34 protein-coding genes are annotated in these 23,374 nt (G+C 54.0%); 14 read left to right on the forward strand and 20 right to left on the reverse strand.

The annotated features are described in order from the left end of the window. Positions 1 to 85: 85 nt before the first annotated feature. From H8F22_RS31320 to H8F22_RS31330, 3 genes are all read left to right on the forward strand, one after another. Positions 86 to 517 carry a hypothetical protein gene (locus tag H8F22_RS31320; protein ID WP_169904087.1) on the forward strand — a complete coding sequence of 144 codons (432 nt, stop codon included), beginning with the start codon at positions 86 to 88 and terminating at the stop codon, positions 515 to 517. Between the two features lie 106 nt (positions 518 to 623). Beyond that, on the forward strand, positions 624 to 1,136 hold the full coding sequence (locus tag H8F22_RS31325; RefSeq protein WP_169904086.1) for a hypothetical protein: 513 nt from the start codon (positions 624 to 626) through the stop codon (positions 1,134 to 1,136). A 180-nt stretch (positions 1,137 to 1,316) separates the two neighbouring features. Continuing rightward, the gene (locus H8F22_RS31330; RefSeq protein WP_169904085.1) at positions 1,317 to 1,700 is read left to right on the forward strand and encodes a hypothetical protein; all 384 of its coding nucleotides are present in this window, start codon (positions 1,317 to 1,319) and stop codon (positions 1,698 to 1,700) included. 435 nt (positions 1,701 to 2,135) lie between these two features. Here H8F22_RS31330 and H8F22_RS31335 read toward each other — a convergent pair whose 3' ends face one another. The 3 genes from H8F22_RS31335 to H8F22_RS31340 all read right to left on the reverse strand — a co-directional run bounded on the left by H8F22_RS31335 (position 2,136) and on the right by H8F22_RS31340 (position 4,197). Beyond that, positions 2,136 to 2,594: a hypothetical protein gene (locus H8F22_RS31335; protein ID WP_169904084.1), complete on the reverse strand. Its 459-nt coding sequence runs from the start codon at positions 2,592 to 2,594 to the stop codon at positions 2,136 to 2,138. Between the two features lie 90 nt (positions 2,595 to 2,684). After that, positions 2,685 to 3,062, reverse strand: coding sequence for a DUF6283 family protein (locus tag H8F22_RS33255; protein ID WP_222937097.1), 378 nt, complete (start codon positions 3,060 to 3,062; stop codon positions 2,685 to 2,687). Between the two features lie 148 nt (positions 3,063 to 3,210). Further along, positions 3,211 to 4,197 carry a ParB/RepB/Spo0J family partition protein gene (locus tag H8F22_RS31340; RefSeq protein WP_169904083.1) on the reverse strand — a complete coding sequence of 329 codons (987 nt, stop codon included), beginning with the start codon at positions 4,195 to 4,197 and terminating at the stop codon, positions 3,211 to 3,213. 168 nt (positions 4,198 to 4,365) lie between these two features. Between H8F22_RS31340 and H8F22_RS31345 the strand changes: the two genes are divergently transcribed. From H8F22_RS31345 to H8F22_RS31355, 3 genes are all read left to right on the forward strand, one after another. Next, positions 4,366 to 4,749, forward strand: a complete 384-nt coding sequence (locus tag H8F22_RS31345; RefSeq protein ID WP_194941103.1) for a hypothetical protein — start codon at positions 4,366 to 4,368, stop codon at positions 4,747 to 4,749. A gap of 205 nt (positions 4,750 to 4,954) precedes the next feature. After that, entirely contained in the window at positions 4,955 to 5,944 is a 990-nt protein-coding gene (locus H8F22_RS31350; RefSeq protein ID WP_169904081.1) for a hypothetical protein, read from the forward strand. A 26-nt stretch (positions 5,945 to 5,970) separates the two neighbouring features. Continuing rightward, positions 5,971 to 6,438: a hypothetical protein gene (locus H8F22_RS31355; RefSeq protein ID WP_011923104.1), complete on the forward strand. Its 468-nt coding sequence runs from the start codon at positions 5,971 to 5,973 to the stop codon at positions 6,436 to 6,438. Between the two features lie 21 nt (positions 6,439 to 6,459). Here the strand turns inward: H8F22_RS31355 and H8F22_RS31360 are convergent, their stop codons facing one another. Together H8F22_RS31360 and H8F22_RS31365 are read right to left on the reverse strand one after the other, a co-directional pair. Beyond that, the gene (locus tag H8F22_RS31360) at positions 6,460 to 6,957 is read right to left on the reverse strand and encodes a hypothetical protein (RefSeq protein ID WP_169904080.1); all 498 of its coding nucleotides are present in this window, start codon (positions 6,955 to 6,957) and stop codon (positions 6,460 to 6,462) included. 182 nt (positions 6,958 to 7,139) lie between these two features. Further along, the gene (locus H8F22_RS31365) at positions 7,140 to 7,778 is read right to left on the reverse strand and encodes an SOS response-associated peptidase (RefSeq protein ID WP_011923102.1); all 639 of its coding nucleotides are present in this window, start codon (positions 7,776 to 7,778) and stop codon (positions 7,140 to 7,142) included. A gap of 226 nt (positions 7,779 to 8,004) precedes the next feature. On the opposite strand from H8F22_RS31365, the gene H8F22_RS31370 reads away from it, so the two are divergent. After that, positions 8,005 to 8,412, forward strand: coding sequence for a hypothetical protein (locus H8F22_RS31370; protein WP_169904079.1), 408 nt, complete (start codon positions 8,005 to 8,007; stop codon positions 8,410 to 8,412). A gap of 542 nt (positions 8,413 to 8,954) precedes the next feature. On the opposite strand, the gene H8F22_RS31375 is transcribed toward H8F22_RS31370, so the two are convergent. After that, a complete protein-coding gene (locus H8F22_RS31375; protein WP_169904078.1) occupies positions 8,955 to 9,173 on the reverse strand; it encodes a hypothetical protein in 219 nt (72 codons plus the stop codon). A gap of 523 nt (positions 9,174 to 9,696) precedes the next feature. After that, positions 9,697 to 10,068, reverse strand: coding sequence for a hypothetical protein (locus tag H8F22_RS31380; RefSeq protein ID WP_169904077.1), 372 nt, complete (start codon positions 10,066 to 10,068; stop codon positions 9,697 to 9,699). A gap of 20 nt (positions 10,069 to 10,088) precedes the next feature. On the opposite strand from H8F22_RS31380, the gene H8F22_RS32995 reads away from it, so the two are divergent. Both H8F22_RS32995 and H8F22_RS31390 read left to right on the forward strand, forming a co-directional pair. Next, positions 10,089 to 10,799 carry a CPBP family intramembrane glutamic endopeptidase gene (locus tag H8F22_RS32995; protein WP_169904076.1) on the forward strand — a complete coding sequence of 237 codons (711 nt, stop codon included), beginning with the start codon at positions 10,089 to 10,091 and terminating at the stop codon, positions 10,797 to 10,799. A gap of 12 nt (positions 10,800 to 10,811) precedes the next feature. Further along, the gene (locus H8F22_RS31390) at positions 10,812 to 11,429 is read left to right on the forward strand and encodes an HAD family hydrolase (protein ID WP_324188505.1); all 618 of its coding nucleotides are present in this window, start codon (positions 10,812 to 10,814) and stop codon (positions 11,427 to 11,429) included. Between the two features lie 817 nt (positions 11,430 to 12,246). Here the strand turns inward: H8F22_RS31390 and H8F22_RS32800 are convergent. The 11 genes from H8F22_RS32800 to H8F22_RS31445 all read right to left on the reverse strand — a co-directional run bounded on the left by H8F22_RS32800 (position 12,247) and on the right by H8F22_RS31445 (position 19,798). Continuing rightward, complete coding sequence (locus H8F22_RS32800; protein ID WP_228759031.1) at positions 12,247 to 13,044, reverse strand: hypothetical protein; 798 nt, start codon at positions 13,042 to 13,044, stop codon at positions 12,247 to 12,249. After that, positions 13,044 to 13,781: a hypothetical protein gene (locus tag H8F22_RS31400; protein ID WP_169904075.1), complete on the reverse strand. Its 738-nt coding sequence runs from the start codon at positions 13,779 to 13,781 to the stop codon at positions 13,044 to 13,046. The genes H8F22_RS32800 and H8F22_RS31400 overlap by 1 nt, the downstream gene beginning before the upstream one ends. 212 nt (positions 13,782 to 13,993) lie before the next feature. Further along, a complete protein-coding gene (locus H8F22_RS31405) occupies positions 13,994 to 14,527 on the reverse strand; it encodes a hypothetical protein (RefSeq protein WP_169904007.1) in 534 nt (177 codons plus the stop codon). Between the two features lie 76 nt (positions 14,528 to 14,603). Then, positions 14,604 to 14,978 (reverse strand): hypothetical protein, encoded by a 375-nt coding sequence (locus tag H8F22_RS31410; protein WP_169904074.1) that lies wholly within the window; start codon positions 14,976 to 14,978, stop codon positions 14,604 to 14,606. Between the two features lie 129 nt (positions 14,979 to 15,107). Continuing rightward, entirely contained in the window at positions 15,108 to 15,590 is a 483-nt protein-coding gene (locus H8F22_RS31415; RefSeq protein WP_169904073.1) for a hypothetical protein, read from the reverse strand. Positions 15,591 to 15,690: 100 nt separating this feature from the next. Beyond that, positions 15,691 to 15,972, reverse strand: a complete 282-nt coding sequence (locus H8F22_RS31420) for a hypothetical protein (RefSeq protein ID WP_194941104.1) — start codon at positions 15,970 to 15,972, stop codon at positions 15,691 to 15,693. 58 nt (positions 15,973 to 16,030) lie between these two features. Then, positions 16,031 to 16,531, reverse strand: coding sequence for a hypothetical protein (locus tag H8F22_RS31425; protein ID WP_169904071.1), 501 nt, complete (start codon positions 16,529 to 16,531; stop codon positions 16,031 to 16,033). Between the two features lie 131 nt (positions 16,532 to 16,662). Next, on the reverse strand, positions 16,663 to 16,875 hold the full coding sequence (locus tag H8F22_RS31430; RefSeq protein ID WP_169904070.1) for a hypothetical protein: 213 nt from the start codon (positions 16,873 to 16,875) through the stop codon (positions 16,663 to 16,665). A gap of 65 nt (positions 16,876 to 16,940) precedes the next feature. After that, the gene (locus H8F22_RS31435; RefSeq protein WP_169904069.1) at positions 16,941 to 17,417 is read right to left on the reverse strand and encodes a hypothetical protein; all 477 of its coding nucleotides are present in this window, start codon (positions 17,415 to 17,417) and stop codon (positions 16,941 to 16,943) included. Between the two features lie 144 nt (positions 17,418 to 17,561). Further along, positions 17,562 to 17,897, reverse strand: a complete 336-nt coding sequence (locus H8F22_RS31440; RefSeq protein ID WP_169904068.1) for a hypothetical protein — start codon at positions 17,895 to 17,897, stop codon at positions 17,562 to 17,564. A 74-nt stretch (positions 17,898 to 17,971) separates the two neighbouring features. Continuing rightward, positions 17,972 to 19,798: a phosphoadenosine phosphosulfate reductase domain-containing protein gene (locus H8F22_RS31445; protein ID WP_194941105.1), complete on the reverse strand. Its 1,827-nt coding sequence runs from the start codon at positions 19,796 to 19,798 to the stop codon at positions 17,972 to 17,974. 268 nt (positions 19,799 to 20,066) lie between these two features. Between H8F22_RS31445 and H8F22_RS31450 the strand changes: the two genes are divergently transcribed. The 5 genes from H8F22_RS31450 to H8F22_RS31470 all read left to right on the forward strand — a co-directional run bounded on the left by H8F22_RS31450 (position 20,067) and on the right by H8F22_RS31470 (position 22,588). Further along, on the forward strand, positions 20,067 to 20,441 hold the full coding sequence (locus H8F22_RS31450) for a hypothetical protein (RefSeq protein WP_169904066.1): 375 nt from the start codon (positions 20,067 to 20,069) through the stop codon (positions 20,439 to 20,441). A gap of 32 nt (positions 20,442 to 20,473) precedes the next feature. Then, on the forward strand, positions 20,474 to 20,962 hold the full coding sequence (locus tag H8F22_RS31455) for a hypothetical protein (RefSeq protein ID WP_169904065.1): 489 nt from the start codon (positions 20,474 to 20,476) through the stop codon (positions 20,960 to 20,962). 119 nt (positions 20,963 to 21,081) lie between these two features. Beyond that, positions 21,082 to 21,423, forward strand: a complete 342-nt coding sequence (locus tag H8F22_RS31460) for a hypothetical protein (RefSeq protein WP_169922243.1) — start codon at positions 21,082 to 21,084, stop codon at positions 21,421 to 21,423. A gap of 82 nt (positions 21,424 to 21,505) precedes the next feature. Continuing rightward, on the forward strand, positions 21,506 to 21,886 hold the full coding sequence (locus H8F22_RS31465; protein ID WP_228759032.1) for a hypothetical protein: 381 nt from the start codon (positions 21,506 to 21,508) through the stop codon (positions 21,884 to 21,886). An 18-nt stretch (positions 21,887 to 21,904) separates the two neighbouring features. Next, positions 21,905 to 22,588 (forward strand): hypothetical protein, encoded by a 684-nt coding sequence (locus H8F22_RS31470; RefSeq protein ID WP_169904062.1) that lies wholly within the window; start codon positions 21,905 to 21,907, stop codon positions 22,586 to 22,588. Positions 22,589 to 22,636: 48 nt separating this feature from the next. Here the strand turns inward: H8F22_RS31470 and H8F22_RS31475 are convergent, their stop codons facing one another. Both H8F22_RS31475 and H8F22_RS31480 read right to left on the reverse strand, forming a co-directional pair. Beyond that, positions 22,637 to 22,825: a hypothetical protein gene (locus H8F22_RS31475; protein ID WP_169904061.1), complete on the reverse strand. Its 189-nt coding sequence runs from the start codon at positions 22,823 to 22,825 to the stop codon at positions 22,637 to 22,639. A gap of 91 nt (positions 22,826 to 22,916) precedes the next feature. Further along, positions 22,917 to 23,219 carry a hypothetical protein gene (locus tag H8F22_RS31480; RefSeq protein ID WP_169904060.1) on the reverse strand — a complete coding sequence of 101 codons (303 nt, stop codon included), beginning with the start codon at positions 23,217 to 23,219 and terminating at the stop codon, positions 22,917 to 22,919. Positions 23,220 to 23,374: the final 155 nt, after the last annotated feature.

Genomic DNA, 23,374 nt, shown 5'->3' on the forward strand with positions numbered 1-23,374 from the left:
CCAGTATATCGGCAGCTTAACTCTGTGGTCGCGTGCACATGCACCGTTAGAATGCTCACCAGACTCCGTGACTGGAAACGAATCAATGGATGTTCACCACTTAGCACCACCAGAGCTGGCAAGATTGGCAGCGAGCTCGAGAGAGATCTTTGAAGGCATTCTGGCTCAATCACTGGGCCACCAGCGCACGCTGGGTACCTGTCTGTATGCGGCGGTGATGTGCGCGGCGGTAATCAACCGCTTTACGAGTTTCCAGGCCGCTGTGCGTGGGGGGGATGGTGATTCGGATGGGGGGCTCTACATCGACTGGGTTGGTCATGGTCACTATTGGGTGGAGGCGACAGCCGGCGATCAAGCCTTTGTTGTCGATGTCACTGCGGACCAGTTCGGGCTCCCCAAGGTAGTAGTGGCGCCCCTTGAAGATCTGCCAGCCAGGTACATACCTGGTGATCAGAAAGCAGTGGATGAACATGCTGCTGAGCTGATGCTTGAAATCCAGTCGGAACAAGCCGGGTAATGCGATCGGTTTGTTTTGGTTACATGCTGTTGGCACGAGCATTCGTGCAGTTATCCTTACTCTCACAGCCCCGAACGGGGTACTGATCACATTCGGGAGCGTCATCGTGAAGAAAACTGATATTGGCGTAGGGCGGTTCTACACCGACGGCAAAGCGGGTCTGCGTGAAGTTCTTGCTGAGGGGCCGCAGTTCAAGCTGTACGAAGCGGTCGCAGATGAGGACTGCCTCCGTTATAAGCCTCATGTGAGTTCGGGCGGCATTCCTGCTGGGACCGAAAGCAACACCACTCGAGTTTCATTTGCCGCCTGGGCCAAGTCCGAAGTCCTCCCGGATGATGTAGGCCAGTGGCTTATCAATCACCAGTCGATTTCCATCGCTAAGAAGCTATCACCGGGGCAGCGAGCCTTCCTCGCGACGTTTGATCGTGATCTAAACCTGACAAGCAGTATTAGTTGCCAGCGTGGTGAATTCCGCTCTGCCAAGTCTTGCCGGGAGAAAGGGTTAATCGCTGAAATGCCTGAGTCATTGGCTAAGGATATGGATCATTTCGAAATCATCTTCACCGGCCTGGGCCTGGCCGTTCTAAAGCGTGTCCTTGAGGATCCCGCGTACGCCTGAGATGATCTGCATAGGAGCCGGACAATGGGTTCCAAACGAAAGGGAAAGCAAACGCTGATCAGGTTTTGTGTCCTCGCTATATCAATTGTTGTAGCGCAGGCCGCGACTGCAGCTTTCCCCTGAATTGCAGGCTCTGCTAAAAGCCCTCGCTGGGCTCAACAAAGTTTGAGGAAAATCTCGATGAATGCCGAATTTCACCCGGCAACCGTTACCGCAAAAGATGTGATGTTGTGCTGGAACCCTGGCACCGATCAGGTAGCACTGGTGCGGTGGCCAGATAAAGCTAACAACAGCCGTCAATATCGATCCTCGGCCCTGGCCTGCTATACATATATCCACGAAATGTCTTTTGAACAGCGCAAGACTCAGATTTTCGTTTCTGCGATGCATCTGATCGCTCGCGATGAATGCGATCCAAAAGCGGTACACCGGGCCCTAAGCGGGCTCAAGGAATATTGCGCCGGCTGCGCGCCGGACATGCCTGTTTTGGCAAAAGGTATTGAGCTTCCATTGGGTAATTTGTACCCGGAAATGGAGTTCAGCGACGAAGGTGCTTCGCGATAGGATAATTGCCGTATACGTGTCCCGTACTTCGAAGCTTCGGCTATGGGAGAGGCGCTGTTTAAGGACGGCGACACCGTATATCGCGCGGCCGTCGTGGGTGGGAGCAATGCAACTGCTCAGTATCTGAAATCCAAGGGTGGTAAGTGAAAAGATGACGACCGCAAGCAAGCATGAACTGGAGCCATACTGGGGGATCGTAGGTGCTGGCTTGGCCAGCCGGCGAGCAATGCCGGGAGCGATGAACATCAGCCCTGAGCACAAGGCCCCGCAATACGTTGTAACGCTATGCGAGGCTCTTCTCGCGCAGTTGCAGTCTGCGGGTGCAAATGACGTAACACTGAAGGATTTGACCCGCTTGGAGCGTACTTGCACTGGTGCTGATTACAAGCACAAGCTCGCCCTGCGGTGCTTGCAGCTTGAGCGCCCGGTTGAGGCTTAGCTCGGCTGGGAGCTTTCGTAGTTTTCAATCCAGTCTTCCAGCCCCTTGGCCAGGGTCTGAAGACGTTGGGCTGGCTGGATTTCAGTGAACACTGGTCGAACTAGCCAAGCCTCGATCTGTACGATGATCTCGTTTATCTGTTCTTCCCCGCCCCAGTCGCAGTCCTGGTATTTCTGCTTTGTGAAACAGAACCATTGCACTTCGTCATCAGACTGCAATGGGGAGTAGTGCTCGAGCATTACGGTTTCGATTTTGCCTGCCAGCTTGACAACGCCAACTTTCATGGTTTCGCTGACTGATGCCAGGGTGCCCGGCGGCATACTGAGCAATCGGTCGCCAATCAGAAAAGCCAACTCCTGCATGCGGTTCAGGTGGGCGTCGTACTCAGGAAACAGTTGCGGCGGCTGACCTGGGCGATAGATGCCAGTCGTTGTCAGGGCTTTGTTCATTTGCATGGTGGCTTCATCAATGGCTAAGAGATGAGCCATCGTAAATCGCGTTATGGCGTGCCAGAAGCCAAGCGCCAGCTCCTGGCTTGTTGAGGATCACTCGACGGTTGACTCCCTGAGCTTGTCGAGGACGTCTGGATAGTTCGAGTGCAGCTCTGGCCAGCCAGTGCCGGGGTTGAGTGCCTCTGCTGGGAGCTTACCAGTGCTAACGAGATATCGAATGCGAGGGTGGGCATGCCCTACCTTGGCCAGCCAACCGGCGCAGGCGAATTCCTCTCCCACCCGGCTTTGGTGACATGCGAATATCGGGTCGAGATAACTTGGACCCATCCCATTGATGTCCGGGCTGCAGTTTCTCAGCCGTTCAGCCTTCTCCAGATCAAAATTGGGAATGTCTGAGGCTTCTTGATTCACTCGCCAAGGACAAGAGCCGCAGGGCTTTTTGAGAGGGTTCAGCGCGCATGAACTGGACACGGGTGATCACCTTGATCTGGGCGGTTCAGAGACCATTATTATGCCTGAGCTGTGAATCGCCACCCTAGCTCAGGGGCTAAACACGGCGGCGGCCGGTTGAGCTGCTCCGTCTAGTTTTCCCGCGACGGAGTAGCGGTGGCGTTGGGAGTTAGTTGGTGGCGACTGCTGGCAGTGCATCCCCGGTCGCAGTGCGATGTGCATTTCGTAAGTTGGCCAGCGCAGTGAACAGAGCTTGTAGGTCGCCGCCGAGTTTCAGCTGCAGTGTTACTTCGCCGGGTGTGTCGCCCATCATCGGCAGCTCTTTCTCAAGTGCATCTGCGAGAGTGAGCAGCGCAGGGACAGACGCATCGAGATCTTTGCGGCTGAAAAGGGGCGAGGGCGCCGAAGTGTTCTTGGGTGTGATCTTCTTGTGGCCGTTTTCGCGTGCTTTGGCCAGTTGATCTCGCATGTGAACTACGGTGTCCGCCCCTTTCAGCTGGCACTTGAGATCTTCGTTGATCGCGCGCTTAACCGATACCTGTCCGGCCACAACCATTTGTTTTACTTCAGCTGGTACACGGTCGAAGTCCAGCATGGTGCGCACATGGCTCTCCTTGACGTGGAGACGGGTGGCAATCTCAGGGACGGTCATCTTGAGCTCAATCAGTTCGCGATACGAGTTGCCCAACTCCACAGGCTTCATGGCCACCTGACGGTTAGAGTTCAGCTGGCGGATGATGATCGACGCAGGGTCCGCATCGGTTTCCATAACCCACACCTGCTTGATGGTGCAGCCCTCGGAGATGGCAAGCATCAGGCCAGCGTAGCGAGTAATGCCGGTCACCACTCGAAGCTTGCCGCTTTCTGGTACCACAGTCATAGGATCGACGTGGTCGCCAGCCTTGTAAGCATTGGCGAAGCTACGGATCTGGTCCGGATCCAAGGATTCACGACGGGAGTCGGACATGTAGCAAACCAATAGAGCGACGGGTAGTGCAAACGCGTTGTTGCGTTTCGGGGCGAAATCGAGCCCGAGTTGTTGGTTCTTGATCAGGGTCTGGGTTACGTCGTGAAACTTGCGCAGAGAATTGCATGCGGCGAGGGAGTCGATGGCATGAGGGGTGATCAGGTCCGCGGCGATGTTGGGGGTAGTCATGAGGAGTTCTCCTGTTAGTTAATGAGCCTAGTTTCCTACTGATTTAGGTGTGCCAGAACCATACTTTAAAAAAATACGTAGCTTGAAAGCCCGTGTGCTCAGTAAAGAAAACGGCATATTTTTTACTTCCTTTAAATCGGCATGACAGAGTTTGTAAAAGTTTAGGAATTGGCTTTTATTTTCCATCCGGCCAAGTTAGATTGTTCAGGTGTTTTCTTTTGTGGTGGTCGTGAGATGTCGAGACATAAATTCTATTCTTTTTGTACGGATTCAAATGTACAGGTGTATTTTTGTATTTTCGCTCTGGGTTCGATGCTTGGCATTGTGGTATTGATGTTGCTGGCTAGGACTTCAGGTGCTTCGATCTCTGGAGTGGACGTAGTTACCTATATGCATTTTGGTTTGCTTTCATCACTCTTCACCTGGTTTGCATATTGTGAATTTTGGGTGGGGTGGAGATTTCCGAACAACCTATTAACAGATGCGGCTGCTGTTCTCCTCGTTGCAGCAGCGCCTTTGCACTTGCTGTTCTTCCCACTTATATTCAAATAGTTCAGGCTTTTTGGCGTCATTTTGTATTGTAAAATAGTTAGTTAGGTAGGATGGGCCTCAGTGATTAACAAATCTACTCATTGACCTATGAGTTGCGGAATCATGTGTGAGATTTTAACGAGTAGGCATGCCCAAAAAATCAATAGGGAATTTCAGGGGGCGCAGGTTAGGATAGGTGTCATACCAACTTGCCCAGCATGACAATATGAACGACCAGACAGTATTGAACCTTACCTCTATGGCCAGAAGCATTGAAAATGCAGTGGTGCAAGATTCAAGATCAATCATGGCCGAGTGGGTTATTAAGTCTATTGAAAGATTGGCTAAGGAAGCGGGGCTCCTTGAGAAGCTAGTGACTGATGCCGCAGGGGACGTGTCCGGACCATTGACCCTGATATTCGCGATTCAACTCAAGCTTGCACCTCTGATCGGAGCAAAGATCGGGGTGGCCTGCACGAAGGGACATCTGGGACGGTGGGAGTTCGTGGATATGCCCAACTTAAACGAGCAGTTTTCGACCGTGCGCGAGATCGCCGTAGGGGCGATCGGAACCCTTGATCGGGACTCAATGGAGCGTTTCGGGTACCGAGTGACGGACGTATTCAAGCAGGTTGTCGCCACCGGCGAAGACCAGCACCAAGCAAATGCCCGGGTTTATGCTGAGAAGGTAGGCTTGCATCAAGCTGGTGAGGCTCCTGAACGAGAACAACCTGCAGCTCCGAGCGCCCCGACAGCTATCGACCTGACGGAGGCCTGCGCAGTCCTTCAAGCCGATTTTGCTCGTGACGGGCTCGATGTCCATAGCCAAGATCTCATGAAGATCTTCTTGGATGAAGTGCGGGCCCTTAACTTGGGCAGTCAGGTTGCAACCCTTCCAGATGGCCACATCTACTGCGACCTGTCACTGCTGTATCTCGCGCATGCCAAATGGGTAGGAATAATTGCACAGACTTTGGAACTGGCATTGTCCGAGGACCTTGAGTCAATCACGGTCGCACCAGCTGCGACGCAGACCCTAAAAAGCCTCAAGGGCCTTGGGTATTTGCGAATCCGGGTGATGGAGGCTGAGACCTCAAATAAACGAGGCTTTGGCGTACTGGAGCCTATATTTGAGTCAGCTCGAACAGGTGAGTCGATGGAGCAGGCGAGGGTCAGGCTGCACCACCAGAGCCTGGGTCTTCGTCCGGTGAAGTAGCACCGCTCAGACCCAGGGCAAAAAAAGTGAAGTTTTTGTTAGGCCAGTTTGAGGTGCATGAATCAGGTTTGAAACATAAGCTCGGCGTTCAATTTCCCTTTGCGTGCCGGCTAATGACTACCGCAGCGGTCGGGCTCCTCGCCCAAACTACCAAATCGCGACGCACATGCCTGTGGCTTGTGCTCGCAACGCTGGGCACAACTGTTGCCAGCTCACTGATCAGCGATTTCGAAGACAGCATCATGCTCGGGATAGCTGCAACCGTCCTGCTGTTGGTCGTGAACTGTCTACCCTGGAGCTTCAAAATCCACGGAGACACACCCGTTGAACTTCTGTACCTGTCCGACTATTTCAAGCCCGTGTTGATAGCACTTACCGTAGTGGTAGCTCTTGCATCTATGGGGGGAGGTAGTGACACCTGGAGCGCCATCTCATCGCTTCTGATGGTGAGCACCGCACTGTTACCTTTGCGCAAAAAGCTTCTACGAGCCTGAACGCTAACCCTGGGCCGGCATTCAGCTGAGTTTTGAGCGCCAGGCCGGCCCCGCTTCGGCAAGTTTGGCCGCCTCATCAAGGCTCCCGCTGCAACCCCACCAGGTAGATCTGTCCCACGCTCCGCCATCAAGGCATCTGACGTCATAACGAACACCATCCGGGAATTCAGCAAACCAGCGAAGTTTTTCCGCCTGGATCTTGGCCTCAAGCTCATCATCGGAAATAACGTAGTCGTTTGCCTGCTCGCGATGCTGGGCCTGAATGGATTTGATGATCTCAACGCAGGATTCCCAGTCACGGGAGATGATGAAGGGCAGGTCCCACCAATGCTCCGTCTCAAGCGACTCGCGGTCCTCATTTGGAGTTTGGTCAAAGCACCGACGCAATGTGGGATTTAGGGGAAACCGCCCTGCGACCAGTTCTTGTTTTTCGGGCCAATGTACTGGCTGGTATGTGTCGACCTCGACAAATTCATCTAGGAAGAGGATTTTCCGGGTACGTTCGGCCGGCTTGGTCATTGTAGGGCCTCTGATTGGGGATGCGTTGAGGATAGCTATCCTAATGATAACCCCGCGGTGTGCCACCAGAACGAGCTCACCGCCTGGCAGTTTCTTGGCGAATGGTTAGCTCGGTCTGAATTTCGACCCCACACTATGGGGTGCACCGTCACAAATCCGTCGGTAGGATCTCGTTAGTTGCCTTACTTCGGCTTGGCTTCTGCTTTGAGCTTATCGCCTGGATACAAGCGCATGAACTCCATGGACTGCTCTGGGGTGGCGCGTAGCCAGTCGTTGATCAGCCCGTTAGGAAGGATGACAACGCTTCGTTTCTCATCGTCGGGTTTGTGGTACTGGTTCATGAAGTGATTTTGTGCGTTCACCGTCAGCATTGTGAAGCTGAGTAGCCGGCCTTCAGGGCTGTGCCATTCATCCCATAAGCCGGCGATCGCCATGACCCCTTCATCTGAGCGGGTAATTCGGGTGGGCACTGCTTTGCCGCTTCTCCAATCGGGTTCGTAGATCCCCGAGGCAAGGATCACGCAGTGTTGCCCTTTCTTCCAGGCATCACGGAAGGAAGGTTTGCTGCTGACCGTTTCAGATCTGGCGTTGTAAGTTCGTCGTCCAAGATTCCGGTCTTTAGACCAAAAGGGGAGGAGACCAAACTGGCCAACTTGGGCTTCGAGTTCGGACTGATCATCATCGGTTGCTTCGCTGCCACGAAGTCGGATGAAGGGACCAAGGTAAGTAGGCCATAGGTCATGTTGGTATGGTTCTGTAGGGGCGACCCCGAAGCCTGCAAGAAGGCGGTCTTCAGTTGGGGCTTCGTAGTGTGAGCACATAGTCAGTCTCCAAAGAGTTGCGTCACAGGATAGACCGCAAGCGACATGTTCTGTCGCGGAGTGTTGGTAGGGCCACACAGGGATCGGCCAACTGAACACCGGAAATGGGACTTGAATTTCCCGGCCGGATACATAGTTCATCTGATAGCCGCTCGTCCAAAAGGTGTGACCCACCCACTCTGGATAGGGTCAGCAGATGTAGATCCGATTTTTGCAAGGAGTACAGATGACCGCGCCAATGACCATTCTGGCCGCCGCGTTGGACAAGGTTCAACACGATCCAGCTGCATGTTCGCTGCCGGCACGCGCACAGGCAGAACGCGCGGCGATTCTGGTAATAGCCCAGTCTATTGAGGTGGCGGGGGAGCCAGCACATCACGCCTCGAGTGGCTTGCTTCCCTACGTTGGGGAAGTTACAAAAGCCAAAGAAGGTTTGCGGGTCGCGCTAGAGGAACTCGACGTCGACGCGCCGCCTGACAGGCGAGCAGTGCTTGTTGCCAATTTCGAGCGGGCACAGGACGTGTATTACCAGGCAACTGCAAGTGTTGCGGAGATCATCGGCCGAATCGTCAATGCTCCACCAGAACGAAGGGGAGAGTGTGTTGACTCTGATTGGTCTGCGGGATATGTTTGAAGCCAGGCCGCGAGAGACGGCCTTTATGGGCCCTGCCCCGCGACCCTTTGGGTGGCACCGTAGGAACTAGCCAAGAAGCCTCTGCTTCTCTCACCCATACCAAAAGCCCGCATTCAATGCGGGCTTTTTGGTTCTTGGCTTCCGCAGTCAAGCCTTCCGGACGTCCAGATCCCCCGGCATGGACGCCCCAAGATCAATTCCAAGTAACAGAGCGCCGCGAAGAATCGCTTGCTCAGCATGGCAAGCATCAGACATATGGACTGGTCGCTCATCACCTTCAAGGGGAAATCCTGCAGCCTTCCGAATCATTTTTATGGCGAAACGAAAGGCCTCGGCACTTGGCTCAAGATTCTCCAAGGGGACAGTTAGTTGCTTTGTTGGTGCGTGGTATCTCATGAGTGCTTGTCCTGGGCCTAATCGAATTTTCGACAACTGCGGTGTTTTATCCTTTGGAGGCCCAGGTCTGAGCGAGGCTGAACAGAGCAAGTATGGGGCCGATACCAATCGCTGCTCCGATTCCTGCGCCCAGGCTGGTCAGCTGCTCACTCGTCGTCAACTGCTTCAAGTTTTCCGAAAAGCGCGATTTCGCCCAGATGCGTCTGATCGGGCAGCATGTGTTCTAGCTCGCGTAGGATTTTTTGAGCCAGGCCCAGCGCTTCGTCTCTCGGGATAATCAAACGAACAAGGTCCGGGTAATGGGACTTCTCGTCCAATACTTCTTGGCCCTTCCCGATTGTGAATTCTTGATCGTTGCAGCGCATAGTGCGGATTCCTTTAATGCCTGTTGAACATGTCTGCTTGGGTATTGGCCGTATCTGCCTTTGGTGCGTTCAGCGGGTGGCCCAGCTGACGGCGAATCTCACCAAGCCAGGCCTTGTAGGGGGTGTTTGCTCGCTCCCCCCAGGGGTAGGCATCAGTTAAAGCCCTTCGTAGCGCTTTCATATCACTGCGGCCTACATTGCGAATTACTGCCGCTACCACCGGCGCAGCTGCATCTGCCCACGACATTGTATTTAGCTCCTGGTGATCAACTTCAACGGCGGTACCAGTTTAGCTTGAAGCATCTGGCATCCGCGGGGATCTGGTCCGGCACCCAGCGTAGGCAGTCTAAGTACATACGTTCAGGCTTGCTTGGACTCGGCCGAGTTGCTTGAACCAGATAGGCCGATCCACCAGAAGTCACAATGTAGTCGCCGGCGCTCAAACCTTCCGCACCGTCAATGTACAACTTGCAAGGGGTAAATGGCTGACGGCGGCTCGCCATAGTTGGATTACCTATTGATCTCAATGCTTTTTTGAGTTGGGAATGCTTATGCGCTCGATCGAGACCCTTCCAAGCTCGGCTTTGAATTGAAGGTCGTTATCAGCTTCGTGCGCAAGGCAGATCAAGGCCCGCGCCATGCAGCTTGCAGCACCTTCGGCCCCGAGAAGCTGAACTGCTGCGGCTATTTGCTCTGAGAACAGTCGATTATCCATCGTGGGCCATTCCTTGCTGTTGCGGACAGTGCCCGCGCGGTCATATCCATAGTCGAGCATAGCAATGAGTGCCACAAGCCATAACAACGCTGCAAAAATCACCGCCTGCCTTGCCACCCTTTTGGCACTCCTGTTTTGGCTAGATCCTTTGATGAGCGGCGGTAAGATATAGGCATTCATTTCGCGAAAGGATGCTTAGCGTGATCAACGCCATTTCCCCAGGTTACCCGCCCATCGATCAAGCTCGTTACTCATGGTGGCGGCGTTGTTTGATTGGTATCACGGCTCTATTTCTTGCCCTGGCAATACAGACCTGGATATTCACGGTCGTCGGGAAGGAAGAATGGAATTCTCTTTGGCTGATGCTTGCACATGGCGCAACAGCCGTAGCACTTCTGTTTCTGGCCGCGGTACAACTCAGAGACTCAGGTGGGCTCCGAGCGCTTTTAGGCCATGGCCTTGGGCGAACCTTAAAGGTCTATCTTCCGATCGTAATCGTTATCTATGTTGTCTGCACAAGCCTGGACGTGGGGCTAGGTTACGGCCGCGAGACTTTCATGATTTCGTTCTTGGGTGGCCTCTCAGCCTTGGAAAAGTTGCTTTGTCTGGTGATGCTGCTGGCGCTCCCCCCTATCAGTGAAGAGCTTTTATACCGCCACTTTTTGATGAGATTGTTCCCTATGAACAGTCGTTTCTGGCAGTGGACTGCAATCCTGATCACCAGCACGTTGTTCATGTTGATGCATAGCCAATACGCGCATTGGCCGTCTTTTGCCTTGATTGGGTCTTTGGCTGTGCTTTTTGCCTACGCACGCGTGCGCACTGGTGGCATTTTGGTTCCGGTTCTCTTACATAGTTTTGCAGAGATATGCGGCATGCTGAGCGACACAGTTCTGAGCCAGTTGGTATAGGGAAGACATTAAGTGGAAGCCGTCATTTTCGATGCCTTTGGCACAATCCTTCGCATCTGCGAAGGCAAGCACCCATACCGTCAGCTCATGAAGGCCGGGATCAAGCAGGGACGCAGGCCCAGGCCGGAGGATGCGTCCCTACTCATGTCAGGTGGCTATGGCTTGGCAGAGGCGGCAGAGCTGCTCGGGATTGAAGTAAGGCCTCAGGAAATGGCTCGCCTTGAGGCGGTGCTGAGGGCAGAGGTGGCAAGCATTGAGCCATATGCAGATGCAGTGCTGTGCATCAAGGCCATCAAGGCCATCAAGGCGGCAGGGATCAAGGTTGGGATCTGCTCTAACCTGGCGATGCCCTACGGTGCTGCGGTGACCCGGCACTTTCCCGACCTGGATGCTTACGGGTTCAGCTTTGATGTAGGGGTTCTAAAGCCCGATCGACGCATTTATGAGGCTGTACTGCGAGATATGGGCGTTGCTGCGGAAGATACCTGGATGGTGGGTGATTCCCAGCGGTGCGATAAGTACGGCCCCGAAGCGCTTGGAATTAAAGGGCACTTTCTGCAGCGGGCCGGCGGTGAGCTGCCTGACCTGTTGGAGTTTCGCAACATCGTCATCCGTGCACCCGATCTGTGATTACTTGTTCAGCATACGCTCCTGCTCAGCCACCAAAATGGCCCGACCGTAGAGGTTTGTGGAGATGTGGGACAACACCAAGCTCCCGATACTGCAGCCGATAAGATTTTGGAATGGAACCCAAGCGTCAGTGCCATACAAGCGAGACAAGATTGAGGTTATTTCCAGAGCATTCAGCCCCCACGTGAAGAAACTAAGCAGGGCCCCGAGGGACATGACGAATGACATGAACCAAAAGAATCGAGCTGCAAATTTACCGACAGTGCTTGCAACCATAGCTATCTCCAGATGGGTTAGTGATTTGAATGCATTGTGCCCTTGCCCTCAAACGAGTGGAAGCCAAAGGCCGTCTAGCAAATTCTCGATGTCTGGTCGCAGGAATTAACAATCAGTCACCTTCAGCCAACCCGCGGTAAAGCATGGATCTTTTTGGATTTGGCAATCTGAACGGTCACGTTAATCTGTCTAAAGGCTAGTAAATTCGGGAGGGCAGAGCTTTGAGGTTTTGGACAACAGCTGAAGAGAAGGTACTCAAGGAACTCTACGGGGACACTCCGATGGCGGAGTTGACGTCCATCCTAAATCGAGAAGTAGGGTCGATTCATGGTAAGGCTAGGACCTTAGGCATTAAACGCAGCGACACTTTCCGAAATGGCCAGCACGGCGGCCGTTTCAGCTCAGGAAGCAATTCCGGAGAGTCCACCCGTTTCAAGAAAGGGAGGAACCCCCACGCGAATACGCGGGGAAGGGATTCTGGGCAGTCGCTTGAGTAGGGATCCCTCTTTAGGGCAGGGATCACACCAGCCGAACAAATGTGCTAATCATTCTGAGCTTTGAGCATTTCCAGATGTGCTTCTTCTTCAACTGTCGATTTTCCGTTCGCACTCCGCCAGGCAATTCTCAGTTCGTAGAGCGAAATCAGCCCCGCGTGAGTCGGTCGGAAATACACACCTGAGTCATCAGAACGGATTTTCTCTAGCAGCCCGCGTTCATGAAGGTCGTTCACGATCTCATCGAGGTCGCTGAACCGGTCAGCTTCCTTCGGCGAAACGTGCAAACCCTCAGGCTTGTTGGCCAGCCAAAGCACCTTTTCAGGATTGAAAAGGTTTTTCGTGCCGGGTCTTCCTGATTGCTGGGTTACAGGCCTTGTTGTGGGAAGAGTTGCCTGAATCACTGGCTGCGATGGTTGTGGAGCTTTGATCATCAGTCCTTGGCTACGAGCCCAACCAATGACCTCTTCCTCAAGCCAGTCTGGCATCACCAGTTCGTCGGCGATCTTGCCCCACTCAGCGTGCGTCGCTCGAGCCAAAAATGCAGAGCAGGAAAACGCCTGCGGCATCCGTGGAAAATGGAACTGTTCATCGCAATGGGTGGCTAGAAACGCCGCCAGCCCATCACCACCCTCTGGAATCTCTACATTGGCAACGAGCACGCGGGCGTGTGATACGGCAACTGACATGAACGCTCCGTAGATGTCGTGTACCTCAACGCCAGCCTCCCAATGAAGATGTGGTTCGAACATGTACCACTGTGACAATGAGCGATTCAGATACTGGGAGATATTACGGATTAATCGTGGCCCGGCCGGCCGCGTAGTGTTATCAGCGTCGTTCATTATTCGATTTCCAGCGTTCCGTTGGCGGCTACTTCTTTACCCTTGGCCGTGATGCGAGCCAAGCCATTACCGATCACTTCGAAGAGCCCTAGCTTGAAGCCTTTAGCGATTGCGTCAGCGGTCAGTGAGGGTACTGCGTACTCAACCATGCCGGAAGTGGTTCTGGCTGCGCGCGCAAGCGTTTCTGGAAGATGGTCGGTTGGTTTAGCATCTGGGTCATACTCGCAATCGAAAGCGACCTCAGAGAGCAGAACGCGTCCGACAAACTCCCCCACCGGGTTGGCCCGGGCAAAGGAAGTGCCATCCAGTATCAAGGTGTCCTCGCCCTCAATGCGCTTCCACCAGATCCCAGCTGATGTTTTCTGAAAACCGTAGTAGTCCGGCGTCATGTCGAAGCGGCCGCACTCAGACATTGTGGGGTCCTGGATGTCATCACCCTCAAATTCGAAGCGAACCTGATCGCAGTTGAAGCTCGCAATGTTAAGGGCACTGATGTCAATAATGGACGGTTTGTTCGATAGCAGCGGGGCTTGGGTATTCCACAGATCCTCGCTGAGCTCCTGTGCGTTTCCGATATCTATCACCCCATTCTGGAACAGCCCAAGGTGCAGAGTGCGATCACGTAAGAACACTACAGAGACGGGCGAGACGATAATGGCCAGATCTGTCCGACCTGCCAGTTTGTTGTCGTAGGCTTCTGCAGCGGTCTGGAACGCTGGGAGGTTAGTCAATTGCATTCGGGCTCTGCCTGTAGTGATGTTCGATGAGGGTAATGATCAGGCCGATCTAGACGTGCCAGAACCTCTTACTGTGATTACCCAGTAGAAAGCCCATGCTCTACACAGCAGTTTCAAGAGTCGAATAGGACTCCAAGGAGAACTAGGTGAGCCCCAGCATCTTGAGTTCCCGCCCCAGGTGCTGAACCGATTGGACTGGGATAGTGCTCGGGCTATGGCAGCGGGGCGTTTGAGCCGGGCACTTGACCCAGAATCCAAGTGAGGATTTCATCTGCCCCATCGATCAGTCCGATTGAAGCCTCTGGCCATGTGTGAGCGTCAGCGGGCGTCTCACCGTCGTCGTTATCGCAGACCACCAGCATGAGGCCATCGGGCAAGTACAGGTGCCATGCGACCCCCGTACCACCTGTGCCGTCGAGCGAGAACCCGTAGTAGGTTGGTTCGCACGGCGTCACGCCGTCCGGCATCCGAAACGGGTTTCGAATTTCAAAACCTTCATGGTGGAATGCCAAGAGGGTTGGATCGTAGACACGTGGAGGGATCTCATCTGCCAATGCTTTCGGTGCTTGGCTTGAAGGTTGGGGTTCCAGGGCCTGCGCGCGGCGTGCAAGGAGGATGCTCAGGTATTGCGCGTCATTGCTCACGTCGGTTGGCTCGCAGCTCAGCGCGGTCTTGAGGGCGCTTTTAAGCCATTCGCTAGCCGTTGGTGATTTCAAGACTTCGGTGATGTGCTGTTCGATGGTCATGGCACTGCCCATAGCTGGGATTGAAGGAGAGTGGTCGAGTAGGGCAGAGGGGAGTTGTCCAGCCCCTTTTTGATCGCTATGCCGTTTGTGGGTGATTGAGGTGGATCCGACGGGCATAAGAGCCATTCACGTCTTTCTCCAATGCTTCGACGTAGAGGGTCACAGCATCAGTCAGGCTTTCATCAGTCATGGCTGGATCGAAGCGCTTCATGTTGGCGCTAAGGATGTTGCGACCCTCGCTGTCATAATTGCTGACCAGCATCAGGCTTTCCGACCATGGCTCGAGAGAAATTGTCGCGGTCTTATCGCCAACCACAGTCTCATAGTCCATTCGGGCAATCAGGCAGCTAATTTCCATGTCTCGGGCAGGGGCGACCTTCCAACCAAGGGTGGTAAGTACCGCCGCGATGCGGGATTTAACAGCGGTGTATTCGGTAGTGAAAGTGGTCATTGGTATGGGCCTGATCAAAGAGTGTGTTGTTTCGATGGGCTTATGATCAGGGCGTTTAGCCTGTGCCAGAACCACCAACTCACAAACTTTCTCAGGCCCTGTCGCAGACATCTCTAGGGCTGTAGTTTCCTAGGCTTGGGCTTGAATCGTCGTTGGCGGTGTGAAACTCACAACCTCCCATTCTTCCAAGGAACCGTGATCGACCAGTTCCTCGATGACCGTTGGACCCGGGACATCAATCCATTCTGCCGCCCTCAGCCAGGCAAGGAATTCAATCTCGGTTTGGTTGGATCGAGCCTGCAGGCTCGCCAAGCCATCCTCCAGTTCAACCACCAGATCAACGCCCCAGTATTCGGGGTCACGATATTCCCGGGCCTGATTCCTGATGACCTGCGAAAGATGGCCACCGTAATAGCTCAAATCGCTTGTTTCGCGCCAGCCAGGTTGGAGCAGCAATGCTCGCGCCATACTGGTCGAAATTGAAAAGTAGTCAGGGCCGCCCACGCTTCTCTCTGACACGAATTCCCAGTACAGGGGGCCAAGCGTTGGATGGGCGGCAGAAACAACCACTCCAGTGCGGGTTCGGCGTTCGTCGTCGCGTTCGATGTGCACGGTTTACAGCTCCTGAAATTGTTCAATGAACCAATGTTATGGTGATTATTTCGTGCCAGAAGCCGGCAGCAAAATGCCCCCGGCTTTCCTTTGATGATACTTAGGTCAGGTTGGCAGCCCACTCTGGGATTTCATGAGATGTGATAAGTCCAAAACCCACTGGGTCATTGAACAAGTCGGCGTTTGCATCAAGGAGCGACTCCTCCAGGTCGGCCATCTCGTGGCGGCAGGCTTCGGAATAGGTGGAGTCCATAGAGCGCATGCGTTGAATCTGAGCAAATACAAGCTTCTGGCTTTCGGCATCGATAACGATCCGAGTCATCCGTTCGTGCTCGTCTGCTTCGAAGATGTGGCCCCAGGTGCCGCTGATGAACTTTGACATGGATATTCCCTTGAATCGTCGCTGTTGATTGTTGCGAGATGGCGTCCGCCTTTGAGATTTATGCCTGTAAGCGCTGCCAGATCGGAAAGTCCTGCAATTGAGGGGAAACAAAGGACTGAGGAAAGTCGAGTGCTGCTCCGGGGGCTTCTACATCCAGCCATGCGGCCGAGGTTAGCCAGGCGGTGAATGCGTCGACATCCTGCCCACTACGTCGCTGCAGCGACTTGAGAACGCCTCCAAGGGTAGTGGTGGTCGACCAAGTGCAGGCTTTGGTTTCGTCGATGTCGTGCTCTTGCTGAAACTGCTCACTGTCGAGCATCAGCTTTGTCATGTGGTCGCGATGACTCCACGCCATGATTCCTTCTCGCCAGCCTTTGCGCAGCGTCATTGCGTCCTCAAGGTTGGTCGTTAGCGTGTAGCAGTCAGGGGCGTTATGGTCCGAGCCATCGACAAAGCACCAGTAGACTGGGCCCAAGGTTGGATGGCTGGCGCTGATCACGACGGTTGCCTGCACACACTGGGCAACAACAGTCAGTGAAGGGAATGCATTGATCGACATGGGTGACTCCTCAAGATTTGATGATTCATCTTGTGGCCGATATCGGTGTGCCAGAAGCCCATCATGAAGGTTCTGTCAGGCATAAAAAAGGCACCGCGAAAAGAGGTGCCTTGGTGTGTTTGGAGTGGCGATCAGCTTGGATCGCGGCACTCTTTAAGCACCTTGTCGGCTGTCTCACGGGAATTCAGACCTTTACCCCACGCCTGCTGGACGTAGAAAGGCTGACCCTCAACGATGCCCGCGGCGTCGGAGTGCGAGATATCCAGGTCATCGGCAACGAACTGGGTTACCTCACCCTCCCACACGCTGTAGGTCTGAGTGTTGCTCTGATCGGGAATAGTCATGGCTGTGTTCCAAGTGGCTTCAAGATGGAACCATGTTCAAGCCATATTAGGAGTGCCAGAAGCACCTAACGTTGCGGTGGGGTGCAAAAAGCTAACCGGTCACCTGCCAGGGTGTACAGAGACTTGCCGTCCGTAACAGCCTCGGTTCTGTGAAGCTTCATGTATTTCTGCAGGCGCCTTTGCTCGATCTCGTTCAGCTCCGCCCCGGGAACATGAATACCCACAAAGCTAAGCCACTCAACCGGATCAGCAGAGGGGATGCGATCCATAGGGATTGGGCGCAGCTCAAGCTTTTGACCCGCAGTCGCATTGATAATCAAAGGCTCGATTAATGTCCGATGTACGGGAATGGACAGGCACTGGCCGATCGCCGCCTCTGAATAGATTAGTTTCCCGTCCTTGAGTTGCACGACGAAGTTGACGCCATCTTGGTCGACCATGCCCAAAGGCGAGCCAAGCTCGATAAGTGCTGCCAGCCGCCGTTGGCCAGTGAGTACGCTGATTCCGTGTGCGCGGAGGAGAAGGGATACGTTCACAGTCATTTCTTGTTTCACCTTAAATTTCGGATACTTCAGCCTTGAACCACCAGATCCAATGCAACCCAAGCCTGAACCGTCGCTCTGTCCGTGCTCAGCAGATTACCGGAGAAGGGTGGTTCAGCAGATACGACGCCCGCTATAAGCCTATCAAGCTGCTGCCGGCCGCACGATATTGTCAGGCTCAGGGTGGAATTTATCGCAGAAGGATTTTCGCCGGTCCTTATCGATCCAGCGCTCGTACTTGCCCGGGTTTCCGTCAGCCAGGACGTTGATGGCACTGTAGTGATCACCGACGAAGGCCAGATCTTTGCCTTTGGCCGGGTCGCGGGCTACACACTGCACCCAGCCATCAGCGACATAAGTTATCTCTTGCCAGATGGAGCAGCATGCGAACCGAACAAACCAACCAGGTTGGACACCGAGTTGCTTGAGGTCAGTATCCGAGGTGCAGCGGGTGATGGTGACTGTCGTGGTCTGAGTCATGGATAAAGCTCCTAGTCGATGAGCCCAGTATCAGGGTGGGGGAGGTGTGCCAGAACCTTCCCCAGAGGAATCAGCTACAGCCAGAATGAAAGCTGCTCGAGGCTCGTTGGTGAGGCTGGGAGGACTGCCGGCGCTGGTTCCGTGTCGAATTTGGACTGGAGAGCCTTCAGAAGGGCGTGCGGGTCATGCAGCACGTCTTTTATCCCATGAACAAAGATCTGGTTACTCATTTTGGCCATACGATTCCATTCCCCAAGCCCGCCCTTGTAAAGGGTGGCCGTACCTAGCCCTACGAAGTAGTCGACCACCAACATGGGGTTATCCAGCGGTGCTATGCGATTAAGGGCATAGTCGAGATCGAAGCCCATAAACAATTCTGCACCTTCCTCGTCGATCTCGAACTCATCTCCGACGTTGGCACTTTGAACAATCGTCCCGTCAGCCAGGGTGGTCGTAGCTTCCCAGTCGACCATCGCATGGGCGAGGTTGCGGAATCCGCGCCAGGCGCTGTGATACTCAGCGTCGGCAAATGGAGCTTCAGCTCGGAATGCGACATCCTTCTCAGTGAATTTGGGAATCGAATCCAAAGAAGGAATTTCAAATCGCATCCCGCGCTCATAGATGTCTTTGTACGCCCTCAAAGCCGAGAAGCTATTTTGATACCCATATCGCGCGCTGATAAAGTCAATTGCAATGATTTGACGCTCGTCCAGAATAGTGAATCGTGGAGCAATCCCTAGGCGACCGGATTCAATTTCTTCACGGATTTGGACGGTCAGCATGATACGCAACAGGTCGAGACAATGTTGTGGGCTGTACGAGTTAGGGACGATCTTGATAGTGCCTGTTTCTTCGTTAACAGTGCGAGCAAGCCAGCAACGAGCGGACGGGTCGAAGTGCTTTGCCAGCATGAAGGCACGGAGGTCACGAAGAGGTGCCATCCAAGAATAAACCCCACCCTCAGTTGCGATAATGTTGTCTGCGCTAGTGTCTTTGGAGATTTTGCCGCAGGTCCAGCATCCAGTGCGAGCCCCGCATGCTGGCCGCGCTTGCTCGGTGCCGCTCAAGTACATATTGACCATGCACTCGCCACCGTTCGCTTCGCGATATATCTCCACTAGCTCATCAAAGTTGTCGTAGGTTGAGAACTTGCCAGAACGAACATAGCCGATGTATGTGAAGACATCGAAGGTATCCCAATTGGCAATGGGGCTAAGGATCATCTGGCCGTTGCCCATAGCGTCTACCGCTTCGGTAGCGCTCTCGCCGCGCTCCTTCATCTTGGAGGCCCGAGCGCTGCTCTCATCAAAGCGGGTGCCGATGAGAGTGACTAGGTTAGCATCCTTGGCTTTGACCCCATCTTTCTCAGCAATGTAGGCCTTCACTTGTCGCTTGATTTTATCAAGTGGTGCTGCCTTGGCCATCTGCTGGCATTTGGAACTTGCGCCCACACTCATGATCGATCGCCCGGACAGAATTGCCACCAGATAATCGTTGCTCAAGTTGGGTGAGGCTACCCATACCCGAGTAGGAATGCCTTCGGTCTTCGCGAAGGATTCGATAGATTTAATCTGTCCCTTGGTATATTGGTCAATTCTTGGGTTTTCCATCCTGGTGTTAGAATTGACAACATGGAGGGTAGGTGTTTCTAAACCTTCAGACTTCAGTTCGGAAAGTGCGGTATAAGCAAGGCTTAAAGTTACGCTACTGTCCTTGCCTCCACTGTAGGCCACAGACAAGTTAGCGCCGTTGATTACTTGCTGTTTGATCGCGTCGATCGCGCTTCGTACTTTCTCATCGAAACTCTGGCTTACAATCGGCCCACGTGGAGACTCAACCTTGATCTCTTCGAAGAGGCCTACTTGCTTAACGTTAATCAGGTTTGCGTGGGCGGAGGTCATGATTGCTTCACTGTGTTCAATTCGGTATGAGCACAGTTTCAGGGCGAATCATGTGTGCCAGAACCGCCCAGGTAGAAAATCGTTGATACGAAGTCGCCGGGTGGAAAGCCATTGGCAAGTAGCCCACCTCTAAACCTTCAGGCTGATCATCTATCAAAAAGCAGTTACTCGCTGTCCCTGCTGGTGGCACGTCAACATTGAGTGGATTATGACTATCCCCGGCATCCGTAGCTGCCTCACATTAGACACCCACTCAGGAAACGATCGTATGAATCACTGGCTCAAGACCCTTCTGCCAAAGAATCCATCTGCTGTTGAACTGTCGCAGAAAATCGACGATGCAGATGAACGTGTTCAGAATTTGAAGGAGCAAATCATTGCGGTACAGGCTCGGCGCTCTGAGCTTGAGCGTGAGGCGAGAGATCTTGCTTCCCAAAGTTTGGGAGAGGCTCAGCTTGCCTCCGTAACGAGTGATGAAGCTGCTTTGCTCAATAGCTGCAAAGTGAGCGCTTCGATTCTTCAAGGTGAGCTACGGCGCCTGTTTGTAGAGTCCTCTCCGTTTTTGAGCGAGCTTGCTCAATCAGAAATGGACAAAAGCACCTCCATCCATGACAACCTAGGCCGTTGGCATTCCCGCTTTTAGATTCAGCTGTGGTTCCTAGGAAGCAAATTGTCATGAAGATGGAAGAACCAGACGACGTTTACGAGATCCTCCGCGAAGCTAAGACGCTAGCCAGGCGCTACTACCATTTGACTGGCAAGCCCCTGGGCGTCACCGGCGAGGTGGCGGAATACGAGGCATCTCGAATCCTCGGTCTGGAGTTGGAACAAGCCAGAACGGCTGGCTTTGACGCCATTGAGACCAAGGATGGAGTAGAGATCAAGATCCAGATCAAGGGCCGGTACTTCCCGAACCCCCGCATGCGAGGGGGTAGGCTCGGATCGATCGACCTGAAACAACCTTTCGACATTGTGATGCTGGTTCTGCTTGATGGCGACTACAACGCCTTCCAGATCTACGAAGCCAAAAGGCCAGACGTCGAGGCGTTGCTGACCAGGCCAGGCTCGAAGAGTAGGAATGAGCGTGGTTCATTGGGTATTAGCCAGTTCAAAGCGATCAGCGTCCTCAGATGGGAAAGGGTCGAGATCAGTCAGCCGGCATGATGCATCTGCTATGGGCGACCCCTGCCGAGGCGTTATCCTAACCAGCTACATGCAAGCACCATGAGGTCAATTCAGTGCCACAGTCACTATTCGATCGGCTAGCCCAGTTCGACGCTTCGATGCTTGCGTCTGGACGGCCCCCTGTTCCTGGAGAAGAGCGCCGGGCGATACAGCTTACCAATGCCGTGAATCCAGAGGCTGGGCGGGGTTTCGACTGGCTTGTCCCCGAAGCTGCCAGCACCGCCAAAATCATCCACCACGAACAGTCTGCCGATTTCATGCTGTTCGCGTTCGATGATCGGAGTCTGCTGGTATTGCTGCAGACAGGTTTTGTGTTCTCGGTGGCGAGCTGCAACGCCGACAGTCTTGGCAAAGTCAAAGCCTGGCTCAAAAGCCACAACATTGCTTCAGGTGCCCCGGGTGGGCCTGCTGCCAACCAGCCCTTTGATGTTTCGGGCTAATTTTTGGTTTATCGCCTCCCTGAGAAGCCGGCCTTTGGGGCCGCAGAGTGGCGGGACTACAGTTTTCGTTTATGGTAATTGAGTGCCCAAGATGGACATCGAAAGGGTCATCCTTGCAGCAAAGCTAGGCCGTGCACGCAAAGACGCTCAAGTTGATACCTGCTCGGTTTTTGCAGCAGCTTTGTACGATCTCCTATCTGAGAGAGGCATTCACAGAACAATTGTCACTGCTGTGAAGAAGGGATTCCAAGCCTGGGCTCACTCGGTCATTGAGGTAGAGGGGCGCTACTACGACTCCCTGGGTGAATTTTCTGCCGCTATCTATCGCGATCGGGCACGCATCCATCCGTCCGTGAGCCTAGATATCGCGTACGTCCCCGATTCGCGTGATGACTGCTACGAAGAGGAATTCGTTGAGATGTACAACTTCTATCTGAAAATGCTGACAAAGGCCGCCGTTTAGGAGCCCGCGTGGACATCAATGGCCAATGAAAAGCTTATCGCGCGCATCACTGATATCGCAAGGTCGCTGAACAAGCGCCAGCAGGCATACCTCGTTGTGGCCTATGAGCTTGATCAATCCGCCGAGGACGCGAACTCGGGGCCTGGTGCCAGGGCGGCGTCAGATTGGCGGTGGATTGAGTACGGTCCCGATGGGAGGGTTCGCAAGCTCACTTATGACGGCCCTCTGCGGGTGGCTTTGGAGTCTATGGAGCTCGTCGGTCACGGCACAGGGTCCACATGGGGCTCATTAGAGAAACGTGGGCTGATCCTCACTGAGCACCGGCTGATCGGCCTCGGCAGTCTGCAGAGCCTGTTCGTTCGAATGACTACCGAAGGTCGCCGCGTTGCCCGGGCAGTCCAAGGTGTAGAGATTGTGAAGCCTCGCCCTGAAGTAACTGACAAGCCATTATCAATCACCGCGCTGCGGATCCTGCACCTTTGCCAGCAGAGCCCTCATGAGTCATTAGACTCATTCGAGCCCTGGATTGGACGGCCCTATTACCCAGATCCAATGATAGTTCTCGGCATCGCGCGGGGGCTGGTCAAAAAGGGTCTACTGCAGGTGGGTAGTCACAAGGCGCTATTCAAAATAACGCCGGCCGGGCAAGCCATTGACATTGAGTCGCAGGAAAACTGGAAGCCATTCAAACGACCAGCTTAGGTGAGTCAGGGCGAGTGAACCTCTTCCTAGGTTGACGGTTTCCATTCCTTACTTGCGGTACTGAAAGCCAACACGGTCAGTAACCCCATGCTGACGACCATCCTGTTCGAAAATACCCATGTGACCCGCAAGCCAGGCCCGATGAAATACGGTCTTGCTGATGATCTTGCGCACAATGCGCGGCAACAGGCGGGCAGCGTAACCAATCATGTAGCAGCGGAAGGCGATGGATTCCATGTGGACACTCACAATCGAAGAGTCTTAAGTTGAGGTAATGCTCACCTGGAGAGGGGCGTGCCGCCACCATCATGGAAGGCAGAGCTCCCGATCAGATCCACGAGGTCAGAGTCTTCCACCAACCCTTGTCCTTCTTGTGCCGGATATGAGTGCGCGCGGCCAGCTTGTCCTGGTATTTACGGCAGGTTCCATTCAGCGACTTTCCAGCTGCAGTCTTAACGATTACTCGATCGCCGAGTTTGTGGTTAACACAGGCAGCGAATGCTGCCGGGGTAGGTGATGGGCCGCGGTCACGCGCAGCCTGGCTGGCGCTAGCCGGTGAGGTGAGAATGACCGAAATGCTGCCCGCGATGAGGGCACAGAGGATGAGTTGACTGGGGGAAAGGCGTTTCATGGAGGTCTAGCACCTAGGCAGTTCTTGATCTGCCAAGCGTGCGGATCATGCCACGTCGATGCAACTCATAAGCATGGCCCCAAATTTAAACCGCCGGCGGGGACGCAACCCCAAAAGGAAAACGGACATCCTCACTCGAGAATTGTCCGTTTGGC

The sequence above is a fragment of the Pseudomonas mucoides genome, assembly GCF_015461845.1.
Lineage (GTDB): Bacteria > Pseudomonadota > Gammaproteobacteria > Pseudomonadales > Pseudomonadaceae > Aquipseudomonas > Aquipseudomonas mucoides.

Bases quoted from the DNA above. Each gene is read 5' to 3' on its own strand.
- H8F22_RS31320 (WP_169904087.1), top strand. From the start codon at position 86: ATGGATGTTCACCACTTAGCACCACCAGAGCTGGCAAGATTGGCAGCG.
- H8F22_RS31330 (WP_169904085.1), top strand. From the start codon at position 1,317: ATGAATGCCGAATTTCACCCGGCAACCGTTACCGCAAAAGATGTGATG.
- H8F22_RS31335 (WP_169904084.1), bottom strand. From the start codon at position 2,594: ATGCAAATGAACAAAGCCCTGACAACGACTGGCATCTATCGCCCAGGT.
- H8F22_RS31340 (WP_169904083.1), bottom strand. From the start codon at position 4,197: ATGACTACCCCCAACATCGCCGCGGACCTGATCACCCCTCATGCCATC.
- H8F22_RS31350 (WP_169904081.1), top strand. From the start codon at position 4,955: ATGAACGACCAGACAGTATTGAACCTTACCTCTATGGCCAGAAGCATT.
- H8F22_RS31360 (WP_169904080.1), bottom strand. From the start codon at position 6,957: ATGACCAAGCCGGCCGAACGTACCCGGAAAATCCTCTTCCTAGATGAA.
- H8F22_RS31365 (WP_011923102.1), bottom strand. From the start codon at position 7,778: ATGTGCTCACACTACGAAGCCCCAACTGAAGACCGCCTTCTTGCAGGC.
- H8F22_RS31370 (WP_169904079.1), top strand. From the start codon at position 8,005: ATGACCGCGCCAATGACCATTCTGGCCGCCGCGTTGGACAAGGTTCAA.
- H8F22_RS31375 (WP_169904078.1), bottom strand. From the start codon at position 9,173: ATGCGCTGCAACGATCAAGAATTCACAATCGGGAAGGGCCAAGAAGTA.
- H8F22_RS31380 (WP_169904077.1), bottom strand. From the start codon at position 10,068: ATGAATGCCTATATCTTACCGCCGCTCATCAAAGGATCTAGCCAAAAC.
- H8F22_RS32800 (WP_228759031.1), bottom strand. From the start codon at position 13,044: ATGAACGACGCTGATAACACTACGCGGCCGGCCGGGCCACGATTAATC.
- H8F22_RS31400 (WP_169904075.1), bottom strand. From the start codon at position 13,781: ATGCAATTGACTAACCTCCCAGCGTTCCAGACCGCTGCAGAAGCCTAC.
- H8F22_RS31405 (WP_169904007.1), bottom strand. From the start codon at position 14,527: ATGACCATCGAACAGCACATCACCGAAGTCTTGAAATCACCAACGGCT.
- H8F22_RS31410 (WP_169904074.1), bottom strand. From the start codon at position 14,978: ATGACCACTTTCACTACCGAATACACCGCTGTTAAATCCCGCATCGCG.
- H8F22_RS31420 (WP_194941104.1), bottom strand. From the start codon at position 15,972: ATGTCAAAGTTCATCAGCGGCACCTGGGGCCACATCTTCGAAGCAGAC.
- H8F22_RS31425 (WP_169904071.1), bottom strand. From the start codon at position 16,531: ATGTCGATCAATGCATTCCCTTCACTGACTGTTGTTGCCCAGTGTGTG.
- H8F22_RS31430 (WP_169904070.1), bottom strand. From the start codon at position 16,875: ATGACTATTCCCGATCAGAGCAACACTCAGACCTACAGCGTGTGGGAG.
- H8F22_RS31435 (WP_169904069.1), bottom strand. From the start codon at position 17,417: ATGACTGTGAACGTATCCCTTCTCCTCCGCGCACACGGAATCAGCGTA.
- H8F22_RS31440 (WP_169904068.1), bottom strand. From the start codon at position 17,897: ATGACTCAGACCACGACAGTCACCATCACCCGCTGCACCTCGGATACT.
- H8F22_RS31445 (WP_194941105.1), bottom strand. From the start codon at position 19,798: ATGACCTCCGCCCACGCAAACCTGATTAACGTTAAGCAAGTAGGCCTC.
- H8F22_RS31450 (WP_169904066.1), top strand. From the start codon at position 20,067: ATGAATCACTGGCTCAAGACCCTTCTGCCAAAGAATCCATCTGCTGTT.
- H8F22_RS31455 (WP_169904065.1), top strand. From the start codon at position 20,474: ATGAAGATGGAAGAACCAGACGACGTTTACGAGATCCTCCGCGAAGCT.
- H8F22_RS31460 (WP_169922243.1), top strand. From the start codon at position 21,082: ATGCTTGCGTCTGGACGGCCCCCTGTTCCTGGAGAAGAGCGCCGGGCG.
- H8F22_RS31470 (WP_169904062.1), top strand. From the start codon at position 21,905: ATGGCCAATGAAAAGCTTATCGCGCGCATCACTGATATCGCAAGGTCG.
- H8F22_RS31475 (WP_169904061.1), bottom strand. From the start codon at position 22,825: ATGGAATCCATCGCCTTCCGCTGCTACATGATTGGTTACGCTGCCCGC.
- H8F22_RS31480 (WP_169904060.1), bottom strand. From the start codon at position 23,219: ATGAAACGCCTTTCCCCCAGTCAACTCATCCTCTGTGCCCTCATCGCG.